This is a genomic window from Streptomyces sp. NPDC016845, assembly GCF_044332585.1.
In the GTDB taxonomy this organism is placed as follows: domain Bacteria; phylum Actinomycetota; class Actinomycetes; order Streptomycetales; family Streptomycetaceae; genus Streptomyces.
Map to the genome: position 1 here is coordinate 176744 of NZ_JBIRPI010000013.1, position 17987 is coordinate 194730.

Annotated in this window: 22 protein-coding genes; 9 read left to right on the plus strand and 13 right to left on the minus strand. The window is 71.7% G+C overall.

Annotated elements, in window-relative coordinates:
* Window positions 1–224 precede the first annotated feature (224 nt).
* From ACH4RC_RS27665 to ACH4RC_RS27675, 3 genes are all read left to right on the plus strand, one after another.
* Window positions 225–1190 carry an esterase/lipase family protein gene (locus ACH4RC_RS27665; protein WP_398205733.1) on the plus strand — a complete coding sequence of 322 codons (966 nt, stop codon included), beginning with the start codon at window positions 225–227 and terminating at the stop codon, window positions 1188–1190.
* A 113-nt stretch (window positions 1191–1303) separates the two neighbouring features.
* Window positions 1304–1531, plus strand: coding sequence for a DUF5133 domain-containing protein (locus ACH4RC_RS27670; protein ID WP_398205734.1), 228 nt, complete (start codon window positions 1304–1306; stop codon window positions 1529–1531).
* A gap of 92 nt (window positions 1532–1623) precedes the next feature.
* Window positions 1624–2235, plus strand: coding sequence for a dihydrofolate reductase family protein (locus ACH4RC_RS27675; RefSeq protein WP_398205735.1), 612 nt, complete (start codon window positions 1624–1626; stop codon window positions 2233–2235).
* A gap of 22 nt (window positions 2236–2257) precedes the next feature.
* On the opposite strand, the gene ACH4RC_RS27680 is transcribed toward ACH4RC_RS27675, so the two are convergent.
* Both ACH4RC_RS27680 and ACH4RC_RS27685 read right to left on the minus strand, forming a co-directional pair.
* Window positions 2258–2650, minus strand: a complete 393-nt coding sequence (locus ACH4RC_RS27680; protein ID WP_398205737.1) for a thiol-disulfide oxidoreductase DCC family protein — start codon at window positions 2648–2650, stop codon at window positions 2258–2260.
* Window positions 2651–2667: 17 nt separating this feature from the next.
* Window positions 2668–4629: a heavy metal translocating P-type ATPase gene (locus ACH4RC_RS27685; protein ID WP_398205739.1), complete on the minus strand. Its 1962-nt coding sequence runs from the start codon at window positions 4627–4629 to the stop codon at window positions 2668–2670.
* A 117-nt stretch (window positions 4630–4746) separates the two neighbouring features.
* On the opposite strand from ACH4RC_RS27685, the gene ACH4RC_RS27690 reads away from it, so the two are divergent.
* Window positions 4747–5118 (plus strand): ArsR/SmtB family transcription factor, encoded by a 372-nt coding sequence (locus ACH4RC_RS27690; protein WP_398205741.1) that lies wholly within the window; start codon window positions 4747–4749, stop codon window positions 5116–5118.
* Between the two features lie 5 nt (window positions 5119–5123).
* Here ACH4RC_RS27690 and ACH4RC_RS27695 read toward each other — a convergent pair whose 3' ends face one another.
* The 4 genes from ACH4RC_RS27695 to ACH4RC_RS27710 all read right to left on the minus strand — a co-directional run bounded on the left by ACH4RC_RS27695 (window position 5124) and on the right by ACH4RC_RS27710 (window position 8445).
* Window positions 5124–6506: a mycothione reductase gene (locus ACH4RC_RS27695; protein WP_398205742.1), complete on the minus strand. Its 1383-nt coding sequence runs from the start codon at window positions 6504–6506 to the stop codon at window positions 5124–5126.
* A 62-nt stretch (window positions 6507–6568) separates the two neighbouring features.
* Window positions 6569–6778, minus strand: coding sequence for a hypothetical protein (locus tag ACH4RC_RS27700; protein ID WP_398205743.1), 210 nt, complete (start codon window positions 6776–6778; stop codon window positions 6569–6571).
* A 21-nt stretch (window positions 6779–6799) separates the two neighbouring features.
* Window positions 6800–7867, minus strand: a complete 1068-nt coding sequence (locus ACH4RC_RS27705; protein WP_398205744.1) for a glucose 1-dehydrogenase — start codon at window positions 7865–7867, stop codon at window positions 6800–6802.
* A complete protein-coding gene (locus ACH4RC_RS27710; RefSeq protein WP_398205745.1) occupies window positions 7855–8445 on the minus strand; it encodes a DUF488 family protein in 591 nt (196 codons plus the stop codon). The genes ACH4RC_RS27705 and ACH4RC_RS27710 overlap by 13 nt, the downstream gene beginning before the upstream one ends.
* A 657-nt stretch (window positions 8446–9102) precedes the next feature.
* Between ACH4RC_RS27710 and ACH4RC_RS27715 the strand changes: the two genes are divergently transcribed.
* The gene (locus ACH4RC_RS27715) at window positions 9103–9516 is read left to right on the plus strand and encodes an STAS domain-containing protein (RefSeq protein WP_398205746.1); all 414 of its coding nucleotides are present in this window, start codon (window positions 9103–9105) and stop codon (window positions 9514–9516) included.
* Between the two features lie 122 nt (window positions 9517–9638).
* Window positions 9639–10334 carry a DUF5701 family protein gene (locus tag ACH4RC_RS27720; protein ID WP_398205748.1) on the plus strand — a complete coding sequence of 232 codons (696 nt, stop codon included), beginning with the start codon at window positions 9639–9641 and terminating at the stop codon, window positions 10332–10334.
* A gap of 34 nt (window positions 10335–10368) precedes the next feature.
* On the opposite strand, the gene ACH4RC_RS27725 is transcribed toward ACH4RC_RS27720, so the two are convergent.
* Entirely contained in the window at window positions 10369–11295 is a 927-nt protein-coding gene (locus ACH4RC_RS27725; protein ID WP_398205789.1) for an NADP-dependent oxidoreductase, read from the minus strand.
* 333 nt (window positions 11296–11628) lie between these two features.
* On the opposite strand from ACH4RC_RS27725, the gene ACH4RC_RS27730 reads away from it, so the two are divergent.
* Window positions 11629–12435: a hypothetical protein gene (locus ACH4RC_RS27730; protein ID WP_398205750.1), complete on the plus strand. Its 807-nt coding sequence runs from the start codon at window positions 11629–11631 to the stop codon at window positions 12433–12435.
* On the opposite strand, the gene ACH4RC_RS27735 is transcribed toward ACH4RC_RS27730, so the two are convergent.
* A complete protein-coding gene (locus ACH4RC_RS27735) occupies window positions 12436–12591 on the minus strand; it encodes a hypothetical protein (RefSeq protein ID WP_398205751.1) in 156 nt (51 codons plus the stop codon).
* Window positions 12592–12826: 235 nt separating this feature from the next.
* On the minus strand, window positions 12827–13294 hold the full coding sequence (locus ACH4RC_RS27740) for a winged helix-turn-helix domain-containing protein (RefSeq protein WP_398205753.1): 468 nt from the start codon (window positions 13292–13294) through the stop codon (window positions 12827–12829).
* 249 nt (window positions 13295–13543) lie between these two features.
* Between ACH4RC_RS27740 and ACH4RC_RS27745 the strand changes: the two genes are divergently transcribed.
* A complete protein-coding gene (locus ACH4RC_RS27745; RefSeq protein WP_398205755.1) occupies window positions 13544–13807 on the plus strand; it encodes a GlsB/YeaQ/YmgE family stress response membrane protein in 264 nt (87 codons plus the stop codon).
* 126 nt (window positions 13808–13933) lie between these two features.
* Here ACH4RC_RS27745 and ACH4RC_RS27750 read toward each other — a convergent pair whose 3' ends face one another.
* Window positions 13934–14371 (minus strand): DUF6299 family protein, encoded by a 438-nt coding sequence (locus tag ACH4RC_RS27750; protein ID WP_398205756.1) that lies wholly within the window; start codon window positions 14369–14371, stop codon window positions 13934–13936.
* A gap of 220 nt (window positions 14372–14591) precedes the next feature.
* Between ACH4RC_RS27750 and ACH4RC_RS27755 the strand changes: the two genes are divergently transcribed.
* Window positions 14592–14783 (plus strand): hypothetical protein, encoded by a 192-nt coding sequence (locus ACH4RC_RS27755; protein WP_398205758.1) that lies wholly within the window; start codon window positions 14592–14594, stop codon window positions 14781–14783.
* A gap of 4 nt (window positions 14784–14787) precedes the next feature.
* On the opposite strand, the gene ACH4RC_RS27760 is transcribed toward ACH4RC_RS27755, so the two are convergent.
* The 3 genes from ACH4RC_RS27760 to ACH4RC_RS27770 are packed head-to-tail and all read right to left on the minus strand — an operon-like array spanning window position 14788 to window position 17976.
* On the minus strand, window positions 14788–16173 hold the full coding sequence (locus ACH4RC_RS27760) for a GH1 family beta-glucosidase (protein ID WP_398205760.1): 1386 nt from the start codon (window positions 16171–16173) through the stop codon (window positions 14788–14790).
* 10 nt (window positions 16174–16183) lie between these two features.
* Window positions 16184–17026, minus strand: a complete 843-nt coding sequence (locus ACH4RC_RS27765; protein WP_398205761.1) for a carbohydrate ABC transporter permease — start codon at window positions 17024–17026, stop codon at window positions 16184–16186.
* Between the two features lie 5 nt (window positions 17027–17031).
* The gene (locus tag ACH4RC_RS27770; RefSeq protein ID WP_398205763.1) at window positions 17032–17976 is read right to left on the minus strand and encodes a carbohydrate ABC transporter permease; all 945 of its coding nucleotides are present in this window, start codon (window positions 17974–17976) and stop codon (window positions 17032–17034) included.
* Window positions 17977–17987 lie beyond the last annotated feature (11 nt).

The following is a 17987-nucleotide window of genomic DNA, read 5'->3' on the forward strand; positions in this document are numbered from 1 at the left end:
TCCGGTCCGAGATCGTTCCATGCGTGGCGGTAGCAAAAGTCGCTGGCCCCGTGCGGGGCGTCAAGGGCGTGGCGGCTGGTGTGAGGGAGGTCTCGGAGCGGATCCTCCTTTGTGACGGCTCACAAACGGTGCCCTTGATGTCTGGACGACAGCCGGGGTCCGTGGGGCGGCTGGTCCCTCAGTCTTCTGGGACACGCCACCCCACCACGCACTCGGGAGACCCCATGCCAGTGACCATGTCGTCCGCGCGCACGCTCCGCGCGGGGCTGACCTCGGCGGCCGTCTGTGCCGCCACCGTCCTCACCGTCGCGTCGGCCGCCCCGGCGCAGGCCCGGGAGTCCGCCCCGCTGCGCGAAGGGGGTGTGGCCGAGGCCCTGTGGAACTACGTGAGTTCGCCGGACGCCGTGCCCGGCGCCAACGACTGGTCGTGCCGGCCGAGCGCCGAGCACCCCGAGCCGGTCGTCCTGCTGCCGGGCACGTTCTTCAACTTCGGCGCGAACTTCGTGAAGGCGGCGCCCCGGCTGAAGAACGCCGGATACTGCGTCTACGCGATGAACTACGGCTTCACCCCGGTGTCCTTGAACCGCGTCGGGGGGCTCGGGCCGAACCGGGAGTCGGCGGCGCAGCTCGACGCGTTCGTGGACAGGGTCCTCGCGTCGACGGGTGCGGGGAAGGTGAACATCGTCGGGCACTCGCTCGGCGGGAGCGTGCCGATGTGGTGGATGAAGAAGATGGACGGCGCGCGCAAGGTCGACAAGTACGTGGGCTGGGCGCCGAGTTCGCACGGCACGAACCTCAACGGCATCGTCGACCTGGGCGAGAAGCTGAACCTCATGGGGTTCGTGACACACCTGTCGAACGTGGCGCGGTTCCCGGGCGTCGTCGAGCAGACGAACACCTCCACGTACACCCGTGAGATGTGGGCGGACGGCGACACCGTCCCGGCCGGTCCGCGCTACACGGTCGTGATGACGAAGTACGACACCGTCGTGACGCCGTACACCAGTCAGGCGCTGAAGGGCGAGGACGTCGACAACGTGGTCCTGCAGGATGCCTGCCCGACCGACCGCGCCGGGCACATGGGCCTCTTCAACGACGATCCGACCCTGCAGATCACCATGAACGCCCTGGCCGACGGGCCGAAGGACTTCAAGCCGGAGTGCCGCGGGTTCGGGCTGCAACTCCTGTGAGTGCGACGGCATCCGAGTCGGCACATGCGGGTGTGAGGGGGGCGGGCGGGGGCACTGGGGCGTCGAACCGCCCGGCGCGCCCCCGCGCTCCGCACCCGAAGGAGACCCCCGCCATGCTGATGGCTCACCCCGCCGTACTCAACGACCTCGTCCAGCAGTACGAGACGCTGCAGGCCCTCAACGCCGCCGAGGGCAGCGAAGGGGTGCAGCAGCGCATGGACGACGTGGCGTACACCCTGTGCATCGCGACCGGCACCGCCGACATCGACGCGGCCCTCATCGCCGCCCGCCACCGCCTTCCCGGCGCCCGCCCCGAGGACGATTCCCTCCTTGCGGCCTGAGCCGAGGCAGAAGACACCGATGAGTTTCCGCGCGGCGCGCTGTCTGCAAGGTGGGGCGGAGCTGTCCCCTTCCTGAGAGAGAGCGGCGCGCGATGAAACTGGTGGTGCAGCAATTCCTGTCCCTCGACGGCGTCTGCCAGGGCCCGGGGTCCCCGGACGAGGACACCAGTGACGGGTTCACCCGGGGCGGCTGGTTCGTGCCGCATCTGGACGCCGCGTTCGAACAGCAGGCGGTGGACTGGCTCGGCCGGGCCGACGCTCTCCTGTTCGGGCGCCGCACCTACGAGAGCTTCGCCCGGGACTGGCCCGAGATGACGGAGCACCCCTGCGCCCAGTACCTGAACGGCCTGCCCAAATACGTCGCGTCCCGCAGCCTCACCCGGGCCGGCTGGAATCCGACGACGATCCTGGCCGACGCCGTCCCCGCCCAGGTCGCCGAGGTGAAGCGGCGCCCCGGCCGCGAACTGCAGATCCACGGCAGCGGCCGCCTGGCGCAGTCCCTGCTGGCCGCGGGCCTCGTCGACGAACTGCGCCTCGTGATCGCCCCGGTCGTCGTCGGCACCGGCCGCCGCCTCTTCCCCGATGGCGGGGCCCCGGCCGGCCTGCGGCTCCTGAGCAGCACGACGACCCCGGGCGGCCTCGCGATCCACACGTACGCCTCGACCGGGCGCCCGGAGTACGGCACGTACGGGGCCGAGGCGTGACCGGTCCACGGCAGCCCCGGGGCTACAGCCGCTCCGAGGGACGGCGGCCTGCCACGGCGCAGGCCGCCGTCCCTCCGGGCAGCCGGTGCCGGTTCTCCGCGATCAGCCGGTAGACGCCGTGCGCGGCCCAGCTCACCGGGGGCAGTGTGAGGAGCGCGCCGAGGACCGGCCAGGCCCCGCCCGCGCTCAGGAGCGCCTTGGCCACGGCCCGGGAGCCGCCGTAGACCGTGCCCGCGGGGGTCACCCAGAGCGCCTCGTACTCGGCGCGCTCCTGGGTGGTGCCGAGCGCGTCCAGGTCCGCGAACTGCCACGGGACGATCTCGCAGCGTGGCCGGACCCACCGCTCGGCGAACTTCACCGACGTGGTGCAGAAACCACAGTCACCGTCGAAAACGAGAGCGGGCTGAATCATCATGCGTCCAGCATGACGCGTCACGCCCGTCCGCCCCGCGACCCGGGCCAGGCGGAGTCGCGCAGCAGGCGGAGCCCGTTGAGGCCGACGAGGACGGTGGAGCCCTCGTGTCCGGCGACGCCGAGCGGCAGCGGCAGCGTGCCGACCAGGTCCCAGACGACCAGGACGGTGATGAACACCCCCGCGACGACGAGGTTCTGCACGACCAGGCGGCGGGCCTTGCGGGCGAGGGTGACGACGGCGGGGACGGTGGCCAGTTCGTCGCGTACGACAACGGCGTCGGCGGTCTCCAGAGCGAGGTCGGAGCCGGCCTTGCCCATCGCGATCCCGGTGTACGCCGCCGCGAGGGCCGGGGCGTCGTTGACCCCGTCGCCGACCACGAGCACCCGGCGCCCCTCGGCCTCCCACGCGCGGACCGCCGCGACCTTGTCCTGAGGCAGCAGCCCGGCCCGTACGTCGGTGATGCCGACCTCGGCGGCGAGGTGGCGCGCGGCGCGTTCGTTGTCGCCGGTCAGCAGGGCGGGTGCCCGCCCGGTCAGCGCGGTGAGCGCGGCGACGGTGGCGGCGGCTTCGGGGCGCAGCCGGTCGGCGATGCCCAGGAGCCCGGCGGGTTCTCCGTCGCGGGTCACGAGGATCACCGTACGGCCCGCTTCCTCGAGGGACTCGACGGCGTCGGTGAGGGCCGGGGCGAGGCGTGCCGGGGAGCCCACTTCGACCGTGCGTCCGTCGATGACGGCGGTGACACCCTTGCCGGGTACGGAGCTGAAGCCGTCCGCCTCGCCGAGCGTCAGTCCGCGCTCGCGGGCGGCCCGCACGACGGCGCGCGCCAGCGGATGCTCGCTGGGGTGCTCGGCCGCGGCGGCGAGCGCGAGCAGGCCGTCCTCGGTCAGCCCCGGTCCGGGCAGCGGGCGGACGTCGGTGACGTGCGGGGTGCCTTCGGTGAGGGTGCCGGTCTTGTCGAGGGCGACGGTGTCGATCGCGCCGAGGCGCTCCATCACCACGGCCGACTTGGCGAGGACACCGTGGCGGCCCGCGTTGGCGATGGCGGAGAGCAGCGGCGGCATGGTGGAGAGGACCACCGCGCACGGCGAAGCGACGATCATGAAGGTCATGGCGCGGAGCAGGGCCGACTGAAGATCGGCGCCGACGGCCAGCGGGATGCCGAAGACGGCGAGGGTGGCCAGGACCATTCCGAGCGAGTAGCGCTGCTCGACCTTCTCGATGAGCAGCTGGGTGGGCGCCTTCGTCCCGGAGGCCTCCTCGACCATCCTCACGATGCGGGCGATCACCGAGTCCGCGGGGTCGCGCTCGACGCGGACGCGCAGGGCGCCGGTGCCGTTGACGGTGCCCGCGAAGACCTCGTCGCCCGCCCCCTTGGCGACCGGGAGCGGCTCGCCGGTGATGGTGGCCTGGTCCACGTCGCTGGTGCCGTCGAGGACGCGGCCGTCCGCGCCGATCCGCTCGCCGGGCCGCACCAGGACCGTGTCGCCGACGGCCAGCGCGTCGGCGGGCACGTTCTCCTCGGCGCCGCCGGACAGCAGGCGGGTGGCGGTGGTCGGGGCGAGGTCGAGCAGGCCGCGCACCGAGTCGGCGGTACGGGCGGTCGCCAGCGCCTCCAGGGCGCCGGAGGTGGCGAAGATGACGATGAGGAGGGCGCCGTCGAGGAGCTGGCCGATCGCGGCGGCACCGAGCGCCGCGACGACCATCAGCAGATCGACGTCCAGGGTCTTGTCCCTGAGCGCCTTCAGCCCTTCCCAGCCGGGCTCCCAGCCACCGGTGACGTAGACGGCCGCGTACAGCGGGCCCCACGTCCAGGCGGGGGCGCCGAGCAGGTCGAGGGGGAGGGCGAGCAGGAACAGGGCCAGGGCGGCGAGGGCCCACCGCGCCTCGGGCAGCGCCAGGGCGCGGGTGCGCCGGCGCGGTGTCGTGGGGCGTGGCCCCGCGGCGGCCGGTGCGGGCCGCTGATCGAGGACTGAAGGCATGGCGGGGCAACCCTTCGCGGGTGGGGACCGTGGGGAGGCCGGGTGGGGGCCGGCCGACGCGCACACCATACAGGAATACCTGAACAGGTCTTCACATGTGGCCGGTATGATGCCTCCATGGGCCACGGAACGGACACCGCAAGCAGCGCCACCACGCGCGAGCGCCTCGACGCCGTCGGCACGGCTGACGTCGCCGCCACCCTCCAGGCCCTCGCCACCCCCTCACGGCTGCGGATCCTGGCCCGCCTCCAGGAAGGGTCCTGCTCGGTCGGTGAGCTGGCGGAGGCCGTCGACATGGAGGCGTCCGCCTGCTCCCACCAACTGCGCCTGCTGCGCAACCTCGGCCTCGTCACCGGCGAACGGCACGGGCGCTCGATCATCTACGCCCTCTACGACAACCACGTCGCCGAACTTCTCGACCAGGCGCTCTACCACGTCGAGCACCTGCGCATGGGTATCCGCGACACACCCGGAGCGGTCGCCGAGTAGCTCCCCTACCCCAGGCGGTCGAGGGCGTCGCGCAGCGCGTTCTCGACGACCTCCGTCAGCGCCGGGTGGATCCACAGCGGGCCCTCGGCCAGGTCGTGGGCGGAGATGCCGTGGAACATGGCGAGGTTGAGCGGCTGGACGAGTGTGGCCGCCTGCGGGCCGAGCACGTGTGCGCCGAGGATGAGCCCCGTGTCCCGGTCGACGAGGACCTTGCAGAAACCCTGGGTGTCCTCCAGGGCCCACCCGTAGGCGACGTCCTCGTAGGCGCAGCGGCCCACGACATAGTCGAGGCGTTGCTCCCTGGCGTCCTGCTCCGTGACGCCGGCCTGTCCGATCTGCGGATGCGCGAAGACGGCGGAGGGGACCACTTCGTAGGACATCTCGCGCGGCCGGTCCGGGTGGAGGAGGTTGTGTGCGACCACCTCCGCCTGGCGGTTGGCGACATGTTTGAGCGGAGGGCCGCCGTCGGTGATGTCACCGAGCGCCCACACCCCGTCGACGCTGGTGCGCAGTTGGGTGTCGACCTTGATGAAACCCTTGTCGTCGCAGGCGATACCCGCCTCGTCGACATGGAGCGAGTCCGTGTTGGGGCGGCGTCCCACCGCGACGAGCAGGGTGTCGGCGGGAAGGCGCGTGCCGTCGTCGAGGACGACGGTGAGATCGCCCGGGGCGCCTTCCAACCCGGTCACCTCACGCCCGAACCGCAGGTCCCAGCGGGTCCGCGCGTGGTCCGTGTACGCCTGGGAGACCTCTTCGTCCTGTGCGCCCGAGAGCAGCCGGCCGCTCTTCTCCACGACCGTGATCCCCGCACCCGCCGTGTGAAACACGTGTGCCAGCTCGGCCGCGATGTATCCGCCGCCCACCACGACGAGGCGTCCCGGTACGGACGGCATCCGCATCACGGTGTCGGAGGTCTCGTAGGGCAGACCGGAGTCCTCGATCGGCGGCGGCACGACCGGACGGCCGCCGCCCGCCACCAGGAACCGGTCGGCGGACACCCGTTCCTCGCCGGACTCGGTGGTGACGAGGAGTTCGCGGTCGCCGGTGAAGCGCGCCCGCCCCCGGTACACCGTCACCCACGACGTGTCGCGCCTGCCCTGCTCGCTCTCCACGGCGTGCGCGTCGAGCCTGCCGAACACCCGCTCCTGCACCTGCGGCCAGGAGAGGTCCTGGAGCGGGGCCGTCACGTTGTGCCGCTCGCTGTCCCGGACCGCGTCGGCGACGTCGGCCGTGACGGACAGCATCTTGCTGGGGATGCAGCCCGCGTTGAGACAGGTGCCTCCGAAGGGGCCCTCGGAGACGATCGCCACGTCCAGATGCGCGAAGCGGTCGTCGACGACGGCGTTCCCGGAGCCTGTACCGATCACGGCGAGATCATGATGTGCCATGACGCATCAGTAGCCCGCGCGGGACGTTTCATACCGTCCGCTGTTCACGGGATTCGCGCCGTTCACGGGGACTCACGCAGGAACAGCGCGCCGCACGAGTGACAGAACGGCTTCGCCTCCTCCGTGCCCCACGCCTCGGCGGGCAGTCGCGTCTCCGCGAGATCGATCTTCCGGCCGCACATCGCGGTCGGCTCTCCCCCGCGGACCATGTGCCATTCCTTGAGGCTCTCGCCGCCCGGTTCGGTCCGCTCGGCGATGATGTGGTGGTCCATCGTCTGTGCTCCTTCGCGTCGCTACGCGTTCTCGTCAAGGGTGTCCAGGGCGATGACGACCTTGATGTCGTCGTCCTGTGCCGTGAAAGCCTCAGCGGCGCGGTCCAGGGGAACCCGCCGGGTGATCATGCGTTCCAGCCAGCCGCGGTCGGCGCGGGCGAGGGCGTCGGCGGCCTGCCGGTAGTGGCGCAGGTTGGCGTTGACCGAGCCGACGACCGCGTCGTTCTCCAGGACGAGTTCGCGGTTGAGTGCGCCCGCGTCCACGGTGATCCGTCGGCCCTTCGGGGAGACCCCGGTGAGGCAGACGACGCCGAAGGCGGCGGTGCCCGCGATGGCCTCGAAGACGATGTGGCTGGCGCCGGTGGCCTCGATGATGACGTCGGGCCTGACCGCTTCCACGGCCCGCTCGATGCCGTCGCTGTGGTACTTCGCCCCGAGGTCGCCGACCAGGGCGGGCTTGGGGCCGCTGTCGACCTGGTCGAGCACGTGCACGTCGAGGCCGCGCTCCACACCGAGCAGCGCGGCGAGGAGCCCGATCGGGCCCGCGCCGGTCACGAGTACGCGCCGGGGGTCGAACCAGGCGCGCGCCCCGACCCGCTCCACCTGCTCCCACGCCTTGGCGACCACGGTCGTGGGCTCCATCAGCACCCCTACGCGGTCGAGCCCGGGATCGAGCTTCACGGCGTAGTCGCGCTCGACCGTCCAGACCTGGGAGGCGTATCCGTCCCGCTCCTTGATGCCGCGCTCGGTGTAGTCGCCGTTGCGGCACATGTCGAACTCGCCGTGCGCACACGCCGGGCACGGCTCCGGGTCGGGCCGCCGCACCACCCCCACCACCAGGTCACCGGCGCTGAACCCGCTCCCCCGCGGGGCCCGGCGCACCCGGCCGAGGGACTCGTGGCCGATGACGAGCCGGTCGTGGCCGTCGGGCGCCCAGCCGTAGTCGCCCGCGACGATCTCCTTGTCGGTGCCGCACACGCCGACGGCGAGCCCGTCGACCAGCAGCTCGTCGTCGCCCGGGTCCGGTTCGGGTACGTCACCGACTTCCAGCGAGTCCGGATGGTTCGGCCGGACGGTCACCGCGCGCATGGGGGCTCCTTCTTCGTCATGTGTCTTTCCCCGGCTGCTTCCACGTCGTCGTAGACCCGCAGACCGTCCCGGCGCGGACGCATGCCCGGCGTCGGTGGATGCGGCACCAGGCGGCCGTCATGCGTCAGGTGGTGGACGGGCACCTCGCGGGCCACCACGGCGAAGTCGGCGGTCGGCCGCCGGTCGCAGCGCCACCAGACCGCCTCGCTGCACATCACGGCCGCCCGCGTACGGGCGGCGTCCGCGAGGAGCCGGTCCATGGCGGCCACGAAGCCGGGGTCGCCGGTGCAGGCGGCGTAACCCCGGAAGGACTCGTTGCGCCAGATGGCGTCCGGGGAGTCGGGCGGCGCCTCGCCAAAACCATCCAGGGCCTTCTCCCAGCGGTGGTCGACATCCGCCTCGGGCAGCCGTTCGGCGAGGCGGTCGGGGGCCAGGTGCGGGGTGCGGCGGCTGCCGGGACCGATGCGCACGTCGGCCACCGAGCGCACCGCCGCGCTCCGCAGGAGCTCGACAGGGGCGTCGGGGCCCGCCGTGCTGTGTCCGAACGTCACCAGGTCTTCCGGTGTACCCGTGCTCACCTGCCGTATCCCTCCGCGTGCCGCCGTGTCCTCAGCTGACGAGGATCAGGGTCGAGGACTCCTTGAGCTTCCCGTCGGCCCCAACGGGGCTGCCGCAGTGTGCCGGGTGGCAGCGCTGGACGGCGGCGGGCAGCTCGCGGTCGCGCAGGCCCTGGGCCGCCTGGCGCGCGCACGGACCGTCCGGACCGTGCCGCCGACGCGTCGTACGAGTACGGGGCCCTCCGGCGAAGCCGCCGCCTGCCCGGACGCCCGCGCTCCGCACCCATCGTTGAACACGAACGGGGCGGGCGCACCCGGCGCGGCGCCGGTCCGTGGTTTCCCGGAACTGCCTGGCAGTCCCGGGAAACCGAGGCTGTGGTCCCAACCTCTCCCGCACGGTATCCCGCGGACCCGGGCCCCAGGCACGTCGACGGGAATGGCTCCGCCGGGCTGCTTCGGGAACCGCGGCGGGATAACGATTCGGACACGGCGGTGCCAGGGAGAGTGATGGGGCTTCATCGGGTGGATGGCCGGTTCCGAGCGGTGGGACGATGGACGTGCTGCACCCCTGGGGGCCTCATGCGTACATCCGAGACCGATCTCGAACAGAGTGCGCCGGCGCACGACTTCGCCGCCGCCGCCCCACCCCGACGCGCGCTCGCGCGGGCGTGAGGCGGAGTGGTCGCCGATCCGGGCGGGCGGTGCGGCCTGAGCCCGCGCATGGCGGTGCGGCGCACCCCCGACACACCCGGCTTCTTCATGGCGTTCGCCCTGACAGGTGAGCTGGACACCAGCAGCATCCCCACGCTCTGCGACGCGACGTCGGAGGTGCTGGCCGAGGGCAGCCGCCACCTGATCATGGACCTGTCCGCGGTCACCCGGTGCGACAACGCCACCTTCTACACGCTCCTGGGCATGCGCGACGCCATCCACCAAGCGGGTGGCAGCCTCACCCTCGCCAACCCCAGCCGCTGCGTCGAGACCGCCTTGTCCCGCAGCGCCGTCCGCGACCAACTCCCCCTGCGCGACATCCCGGCCTCGTCGCCCCCGTACCGCTACCCGGCCGCCAGGGCGAAGTCCCCCGCGCGGTAAGCGGAACCGGGAACGCCGGGGCGGTCCGGCCCGTTGGGGGTCGAGGACAGCCTCTCAGGACCGCTGCCCACCGCTGCCCACCGCTGCCCACGCTGCTCCGTACCGTGAACCGAGGGAGTGCCTTGCCCGAAACCTCGTCCGTCCCGCCCGCCGTCACCGTTCCCCCTCTTCCGTCGCTTCCGCCGCTCGCCGCCCAGGCGGAGCGTCTGATCGAGCTCCGGGTGCATGAGACCGCGGGGATGTCCGCCGACGAACTGCGCGCGTTCGCCTCCGCCCTGGCTCCCGCCGGGAGCGAGGGGGCGGCGGACGGTGACGTTCTGCTCGCCGTGCGTCCGGACCGCGCCCCCGCCTCCGCGCTCGCGCCGCTGCTCCGCCGCGACGGCAAGCCCGGATTCGTCGTCGTCGACATGGCCGATGTCGACGCGTTCGTCCCCAGCGGCGTCGAGGTGCCCGACGCGCCTCTCTACCTCGTCACCGGCGTCGACCGGGGTGACCGCATGGCCAACTGGAGCCCGGAGGAGGCGCTGCCCGCCCTCGCCGAGGAGAACCGCACACCGCTGCTGCTCACCGAGGGCATCCACTGGGTGCTCCAGCAGCCCGCGGCCCTCGAGCGGAACCGGTGCTTCATGACCATCGGCTCCCGGCTGCGCAAGGCCGACGGGGCCCCGGACGCCCGTACCCCGGCGATCTGGATCAGCAACGGCACGGGGCGGGACGGCCGCGAGCGGCGCGGCGCCCCGAAGGTCGGCTGGTGCTGGTGGGGCAACCGGCACACGTGGCTGGGGTTCGGCTCCGCCACGGGCCGCGAGGCGGGGTAGCGGCTCTCACGGCCCCGTCGGCTCGTAGCGGGTCCTACTCGTCCGAGACCCGGATCAGGATCTTGCCGTGGACGTGTCCTCCCTGGCTGAGTTCGAAGGCGTCCGCGACGCGCTCCAGGGGGAACGTCTCGGCCACGGGGACCCGGAGTTTTCCCTGGTCAGCGAGGTCGGCCAAGGCGCGCAGACCCTCCGCGTCCGGGCGGGCCCACAGCCACTGGCCGCCCGCCTCGAGGACATCGGGATCGGCGATCGAGGCGTGCCGGCCGCCCTCGCGCAGGACCGCGCGCGTGGTGTCCAGGACACCGCCGATGTAGTCGACGACCACATCGACGCCGTCGGGCGCGAGCTCCCTGATCCGGTCGACCTCGCCGTCCCCGTAAGCGACCGGCTCGGCGCCGAGCTCACGCAGCCGGTCGTGGTTGCCCTCCGACGCCGTGGCGATGACGCGCGCGCCGAGCGCCTTGGCGATCTGCACGCCGAACGTGCCGACACCGCCCGCCGCGTTGTGGATGAGCACCGTGTCACCGCCGCCCGTGCCGAGCCGGGTCAGCGACTGGTACGCGGTCAGCCCCGCCAGCGGCACCCCGGCCGCCTCGCCCCAGCTCAGCGAGCGCGGCTTCGCGACCACGGCCCGTACGGGGACCGTCACGTACTCGGCGAACGTGCCCGCGTGCACATAGTCCTTACGGGCGTACGCGTACACCTCGTCGCCCGCCGTGAACTCCGGGGTGTCGATGCCCACACGTTCCACGACACCGGACACGTCCCAGCCCGGGATCACGGGGAAGTACGTGTCCATCATCGCGTCGAGGCCGCCGGACATCACCTTCCAGTCCACCGGGTTCACGGACGCGTACCGCACCCGTACGAGGACCTCGCCCGGCCCCACCTTCGGCACAGGCCGCTCGGTCAGGGACAGGACGCCGTTGCCCCCGTACTTGTCGTAGGTGACGGCCTTCATCGTGGCCGTCTCGCTCTGGTCGTTGCTGCCCATGTCTCACTCCGGACTGACGTCATGTGCGGTCGTTGTGCGTGGTCGACATGCGTGATCGACATGTGCTGTCGATACGTGGTGCCGGTATGTGTTGTCGGTACGTGTTGTCGGTATGTGTGGAAACACTCCCGGTACCCATGTTTGCCGCAGGCAGTCGGCGGGGCCACCGGTGCCGGTGGCGCAAGCGGCGTAACCCGTTCGAAGGCACGGGACGCGCACGCCGTGGCGGCCGCATGTGCCAGGGGAACCTTCATCACGCCCGCCCCGGGTTCCGGGGCGTCCCCGCACCGGAGGTGTCCCGTGGTCGTCGTCATCGTCGTCGCCGTACTCGCGCTGCTCGCGGGGCTCGCCGCCAACCGCTGGCTGCGGCCCCGGCTGCTCAGCGTCGCCGACGACGAAGGCATGGCCGTCAAGGACCTCGTCGGCCCCATGCTGACGCTGACCGTGCTGCTGCTCGCGTTCGTCCTGGTCACGGCCTCCGGATCGTACGGAAAGGCCGAGGTCGCCTCGCGCGGTGAGGCCCGCGCGGTGGACCAGCTCGTCGAGAGCGCGGAGTACGCGCCCGCGGAACAGCGGTCGAAGGTGCAGGCCGACGCGGTCTGCTACGCGCGCGCCGTCAGCCGCCAGGAGTGGCCGGCGATGAGCGACGGGCACGGTTCGGCGGCGCCGAGCGTCTGGTCGACGGACCTGCGGCGCACCTTCGGCAAGCTGGAGGGCAAGCCGGTGTTCGGCATGCTGACGGCCGCCGACAACAAGCGCTCCGAGGAGCGCGACGAACGGCTCACCCAGGCGACGGCCAGCATTCCGAGCGCCATCTTCTGGTTCCTCCTCGTGACGCTGATCGTCACCGTCATGGCGCTCGGCGTCTGCCTGCCCCGCAAGAACAACCGGGGCCAGCTGATCACGCTCGCCGTCATCACGGCGCTCCTCACGACGGCCCTGTGCATCATCCGGGACGTGGACCGGCCCTTCGGCGGCATCACCTCGGTGGACTCGACCGCGATCACGGAGACGGAGCGGCAGGCCGAACGTGACTTCCTCGCGCACAGCTCCGCCGGCGAGATCCCGTGCGACGCCGACGGGAACCGTCGCGCCACCACCACCTGATCAGACGCTCGCGCTCAGCCAGTACCGCTCGGTGGTCCGGCCGAGGAGGCGCCGGGCACCGGAGGCGTCCTCGGCCGTGCCGTCCTGCGCGAAGGCGAAGCCGGCGTCGACCCTCGCCAGACGCAGCCCCGCGCGGGCCGTGCCACCAGTCGGCACACGGTACGGAAGGCGCGGCGCGCCAGTTCCTCCCGGCCGGGGCCGGGCGCGATGCCGACGCGGTGGACCAGTTGGCCAAATTTGTGCGTCGGGTCAGCTGGTCGCGTACGGCGAGTCCGACCGGTACGGCTGTGCCCCGCCGGCCGGAATCGGATGTCGTCGTGCGGTGGTGAGGCCGGGGCGGACCCCGTGTGGCGTCTGGCCCGGCCCCACCGAGCACGCGTCCTCGGGGCCGCTAAGGAACGGCGACCGGGGTCGTGGTCCTCCACGCCCCGTCGGCGTCCTGGCCCGCCAGACCGTGGGTGGCCAGGGTCTGGAGGTGGCGGGAGACGGTGCGCGGGGTGAAGCCGACCGCTTCGCTCACCTCTTCGACCGTCCAGGCGCGCTCCGGCGCCGCCTGCTGCAGCCACGACCAGGTGGTGTGGGTGGTCCGGTTCAGCTTGGCGACCACCTCGGCGTCGCCCCTGCCCCGCTCACCGTCGTGCTGTGCCTCGGTGGCGGGGGCCGGGACGGCCGGGGCCTGTCTGCGCTCGCTGTCCGGAGTGGGGGACGACTTAGTGGGGGTCGGCGGTGCCGCGTGGGACTGGCCCGCCGGGCCGGACGAACCCACCGGGCGGGGCGTCCGGTTGACCGTCCGGTGCCTGCGGCCCTTCTTCTTGCTCTTCTTGCCGCTCCTCTTGAGCTGCTTGCTCGTACGCGTCAATGCGTCGCCTTCCTCTTCATCGAACAGGTGTCAGACACACAGACCAACGAGACAGGGGTGCGAGGGGCACGCCGCGAGCGGAGGCGCGTCGGCCGGACCGGCGAGGTGGGCGGCGGTGACGGCCCACCCCGGGTGCCGGCGCAGGAGGTGTCGGGGCGAGGCGCTGAGCCGCGCAGCGGAGTGGCCCCGCCGCGCCGGGGCACTCGTACGCGGACGGCTTCGCAGGGAAGCCGAAGGGAGGCGGGCGCTGTGGAGATCTCCGGAATCATCACCGCGATCGTGATCGGCATCGTGATCGGGCTGCTGGGTCGCCTCGTGCTGCCCGGCCGTCAGCACATCGGAGTCCTCTGGACGATCGCGGTCGGCATCATCGCCGCGCTCGTCGGCACGGCCCTCGCCGGCGCCTTCGGGGTCGCGGACACGGACGGCGTCGACTGGATCGAACTGGCCATCCAGGTCGGTCTCGCCGCGGTCGGCGTGGCAGGCGTCGAACAGCTCAAGGGCCGCCGCTGAGCACACCCCTCACTTCTCTTCCAGAACCACCAGCGGAAAGCCTCGGAACACCTCGCCCCGGTCCACCACCCGTTCGGTGAGCCGGGGCTCGGTCATGGCGGGCCGGAAATGCGCGAGGACAGGCTCTCAGCGCTGCAGTGTCACGTCCTGCTGCTGCACGGCGTGGAAGTGCGGCAGCGGCACCAGTCCGTGCATGCGCATCTCCATCACGGTGGCCTCGATGTGCGCGACGCCCGGCTGGATCTTGTCCGTGCCCGTGAGCGTGTGGGCCTTTCCGCTGTTCTTCCAGGTGTGCTCGGCGCCGTCGCACAGGGCCGTGGACCCGCCGATGCCGTAGCGCGTGTTGCCGGTGCCCTGCTTGACGGAGGAGGACACGAAGGTCACGGAGGTGCTCTTCACGCAGCGGTAGGTGCCCGACAGGGTCACGGTGCCGTCCTCGGCGATCTTTCCGACCGGGTCGACCTTGACGTACTCGGACGGTTCGGCGGCCGTCGCCGCCGGGGCGGCCAGCAGAAGCGAGACACCGATGGTCGTGCCCAGGACAGGGCGGAGCCGAGACGACATGGAACATCCTCCTAGATGTCGGGAACCTCCATTCATATCGGTCACCCGCCCTCCGGCAACCGACCGTCATCCCTTCGGCGGCGAGTCCGTAGCGCGTCTGACGGAGTGACGGTGCGAGCACGGGCGGGCCCGGCTCGGCCATCATGGGCGCCATGGACGCGCCGAGCACGGACTGGATCACCGTCGCCGCCTACGAGAACCTGCCGGTCCGGCCCGGCCGATGTCCGAGGTGTTGATCGACCTGGCCTGTGGCCCCGGCCGCGACGGGCAGTGGCGCGGCTGGTTCGCCGCGCACGTCCGCGCCGACGCGCTGCGGCGGCTCGGGCTCCGCCCCGACCAGCCGGGCGCCGAGGTCGATGGTCCCTCGCCGCCCGGCTGGTGGCACGCCGCCGCTGAGCGGCTAGCCCGTTGAGCGGCTAGCCCGCTGAGCGGTGCGCCGCGATCAGCTGCTGGTACCAGCGGTAGCTGTCCTTCGGGGTGCGCTCCTGCGTGGTGTAGTCGACGCGGATGATGCCGAACCGCTTGGCGTAACCCAGCGCCCACTCGAAGTTGTCCAGGAGCGACCAGACGTAGTAGCCGCGTACGTCGACACCCTTGTCCATGGCCGTGCGCAGCGCCGCGAGGTGGTCGTGGAGGTAGGTGACGCGGTCCGTGTCGTGGATCGCGCCGTCCTCGGCGACCACGTCGTGCTCGGCCGAGCCGTTCTCCGTGATGTGGATCGGCGGCAGGGCGTCCCCGTACGTGGCCTTGAGGTCGGTCAGCAGGTCCGTGAAGGACGAGGGGACGACCGGCCAGTTCATCGCCGTGCGCCGGACATCCGGGTAGCTGACCTCCGCGTAGCGGTTGTCGGTGGCGACGCGTGCGGCCGGGTCCGCCTCGCGGTGCGGGGCGTCGGTGACGACGATGGGGCGGTAGTAGTTGACGCCGAGGAAGTCGAGCGGCTGGCCGATGAGTTCGAGGTCGCCGTCGCGGCGGAACTCCTGGCGGGTGATCAGCTCGCCCCAGGTGTCCTCGTCGGAGGCCGGGTAGCGGCCCGCGAGGATCGGCTCGGTCCAGACGAGGTTGTGCTGGGTGTCGGCGCGGAGCACGGCGGCGCGGTCGGCGGCCGAGTCGGTGGCGGGGACGTTGCGGTCGAGGTTGAGCGTGATGCCCGCCTCCCGCACACCGGCTGCCCGCAGCGCCTTCATCGCCAGGCCGTGGCCGACGAGCAGGTGGTGGGCGGCGGCGAGCGCGCCCGTACCCTCCTGCGCGCCGGGCGCGTGGCGGCCGACCGAGTAGCCGAGGAACGCGCTGCACCACGGCTCGTTCAGCGTGATCCAGCGCGGCACGCGGTCGCCGAGGTGCTCGGCCACGATCGCCGCGTACTCGCCGAACCGCTCGGCGGTCTCACGGACCCGCCAGCCGCCCTTGTCTTCGAGGGCCTGCGGCAGATCCCAGTGGTAGAGCGTGGCGGCGGGTTCGATGCCCGCCTCCAACAACTCGTCGACCAGGCGCGAGTAGAAGTCGAGGCCCTTCTGGTTCGCGGGCCCCTGCCCCGTCGGCTGGATGCGCGGCCAGGCGATGGAGAAGCGGTACGAGTCCACGCCGAGGTCGCGCAGGAGCGCCACGTCCTCGGGGTAGCGGTGGTAGTGGTCGCAGGCCACGTCACCGGTGTCGCCGCCGTCGGTGCGGCCGGGCGTGTGGCTGTAGGTGTCCCAGATGGACGGGCCGCGGCCGTCCTCGGTGACGGCGCCCTCGATCTGGTACGAGGCGGTGGCCGCCCCGAACACGAAGCCTTCGGGGAAAACGGGCAGGTCGCTCATGAAACAGGCCTTACTTGACGGATCCGCCGGTGATGCCGGCGGCGATGTACTTCTGGGCGAGGACGAGCAGCACGGCCGCGGGGATCGCGGACAGGACGGACGCGGCCATGACCGAGCCCCAGTCTCCGACGTGGGCGCCGATGTACTGGTAGATGCCGAGCGTGACGGGCTTGACGTCGTCGGTGGTGTTGAGCGTGAGCGCGAACATGAAGTCGCTCCACGCGTACAGGAAGGAGAACAGGCCCGCGGTGATCAGCGAGTTGCGGCTCATCGGCAGCACGACCCGGACGAACGTGCGCAGCTTGCCCGCGCCGTCGACCTCGGCCGCCTCGATGACCTCCTTGGGGATGGCCACCATGAACGAGCGCATCAGGACGATCGCGAAGGGGATGCCGAGCGAGGCGTCGGCGAGCATCAGGCCGAAGTAGGAGTTGACCAGGCCGAGATCGACGTACGCGCTGTAGAGGGCGTTGGCGATGACGATGCCCGGCACCATCTGCGTGATGAGCGTGCCGAAGACGATGGCGCGGGTCGCGCGCAGCCGGAACTGGGCGAGCCCGTACGCGGCGGGCGCGGCGATCGCGAGGCAGATGACGACGGCGCCGAGGGCGACGGCGAGCGAGGTGAGCAGGTGGCCGCCCTGCTCGCTGATGGCGGAGGTGAAGCCGGACAGGTCGAGGGAGTGCGGGACGGGCGCGACTTCGAGCAGCCCGGACTCGGGCTGGAGGGCCGTGTTGATCATCCAGTACAGCGGGAAGAGCATCACGCCGAGGATGACGACACCGGCGACGGTGGCGCCCCAGCGGCGCTTCGGCCCGGTGGTCGCGCTGGTGGCAGCGGAGACGGTCGCCATGCCGGTCACTTCCCCTCGGTGCGGTTGGCCCGCAGGTAGAACACCGCGAAGACGGCGGAGACAAGGATGAGCACGTTGCCGACGACGGCGCCCGCGCCGAAGTCGAGCTGGACGAAGGAGTTCTGGTAGGTGAGCGTGCCCAGGGTCTGGGTGGAGTCGGCGGGGCCGCCGTCGGTCAGGGCGAGGATCAGGTCGAGGATCTTCACCGTCGACATGAAGCCGAGCACGAGGACGACCGTGATCACCGGCTTGAGCAGCGGCAGCGTGATGGAGCGGAAGGTGCGCCAGGCGGAGGCACCGTCCAGGGACGCGGCCTCGTACAGCTCCTTCGGGATCTCCTGGAGTCCGCCGTAGAGGATCACCATGTTGAACGGGATGCCGATCCAGATGTTCACCATGATCACGGAGAACAGGGCCATGCTCGGGCTGGTCAGCCACGGGGTGGAGCCGCCGAGGCCGAGGGTGTCGAGGAAGGAGTTGAGGACACCGGTGTCCTGGTCGAGGATGCGGCGCCACACGATGCCCGAGACGACCATCGGCACGAGCCAGGGCAGCAGGATCAGCGAGCGCAGGACGCCGTTGAGCGGGAAGCGCTTCGTGAAGAACACGGCGAGCGCGAGGCCGATGCCGAACTGGCCGATCAGCGAGCCGATCGTGAAGACGATGGTGTGCCACAGCGCCTTGCCGAAGAGGTCGTCCTGGAAGACCTTGCTCCAGTTGTCGGTGCCGTTGAAGGGGGACTTGCCGTCGAAGAACGTGGACGGGGAGAAGTCCTGGAAGCTCATCACGACGTTGCGGACGAGCGGGTAGCCGAAGAACAGCAGCATGAAGAGGACGGCGGGGACGATGAAGCCCCACTGCGAGAGCTTGCGGCGGCGCCGCGTGTCACGCGGCTTGGCGGGCGTGGCCGCGGCCGGGCGGGCGACGGGCGCCGTGGTGGTGGTCGACATGATCGCGTGCG

What these genes read in the sequence shown, in the direction of transcription:
- ACH4RC_RS27665 (WP_398205733.1), top strand. Translation starts at nt 225, where the DNA reads ATGCCAGTGACCATGTCGTCCGCGCGCACGCTCCGCGCGGGGCTGACC.
- ACH4RC_RS27670 (WP_398205734.1), top strand. Translation starts at nt 1,304, where the DNA reads ATGCTGATGGCTCACCCCGCCGTACTCAACGACCTCGTCCAGCAGTAC.
- ACH4RC_RS27675 (WP_398205735.1), top strand. Translation starts at nt 1,624, where the DNA reads ATGAAACTGGTGGTGCAGCAATTCCTGTCCCTCGACGGCGTCTGCCAG.
- ACH4RC_RS27680 (WP_398205737.1), bottom strand. Translation starts at nt 2,650, where the DNA reads ATGATGATTCAGCCCGCTCTCGTTTTCGACGGTGACTGTGGTTTCTGC.
- ACH4RC_RS27685 (WP_398205739.1), bottom strand. Translation starts at nt 4,629, where the DNA reads ATGCCTTCAGTCCTCGATCAGCGGCCCGCACCGGCCGCCGCGGGGCCA.
- ACH4RC_RS27690 (WP_398205741.1), top strand. Translation starts at nt 4,747, where the DNA reads ATGGGCCACGGAACGGACACCGCAAGCAGCGCCACCACGCGCGAGCGC.
- ACH4RC_RS27695 (WP_398205742.1), bottom strand. Translation starts at nt 6,506, where the DNA reads ATGGCACATCATGATCTCGCCGTGATCGGTACAGGCTCCGGGAACGCC.
- ACH4RC_RS27700 (WP_398205743.1), bottom strand. Translation starts at nt 6,778, where the DNA reads ATGGACCACCACATCATCGCCGAGCGGACCGAACCGGGCGGCGAGAGC.
- ACH4RC_RS27705 (WP_398205744.1), bottom strand. Translation starts at nt 7,867, where the DNA reads ATGCGCGCGGTGACCGTCCGGCCGAACCATCCGGACTCGCTGGAAGTC.
- ACH4RC_RS27725 (WP_398205789.1), bottom strand. Translation starts at nt 11,295, where the DNA reads ATGAAGGCCGTCACCTACGACAAGTACGGGGGCAACGGCGTCCTGTCC.
- ACH4RC_RS27750 (WP_398205756.1), bottom strand. Translation starts at nt 14,371, where the DNA reads ATGTCGTCTCGGCTCCGCCCTGTCCTGGGCACGACCATCGGTGTCTCG.
- ACH4RC_RS27755 (WP_398205758.1), top strand. Translation starts at nt 14,592, where the DNA reads ATGTCCGAGGTGTTGATCGACCTGGCCTGTGGCCCCGGCCGCGACGGG.
- ACH4RC_RS27760 (WP_398205760.1), bottom strand. Translation starts at nt 16,173, where the DNA reads ATGAGCGACCTGCCCGTTTTCCCCGAAGGCTTCGTGTTCGGGGCGGCC.
- ACH4RC_RS27765 (WP_398205761.1), bottom strand. Translation starts at nt 17,026, where the DNA reads ATGGCGACCGTCTCCGCTGCCACCAGCGCGACCACCGGGCCGAAGCGC.
- ACH4RC_RS27770 (WP_398205763.1), bottom strand. Translation starts at nt 17,976, where the DNA reads ATGTCGACCACCACCACGGCGCCCGTCGCCCGCCCGGCCGCGGCCACG.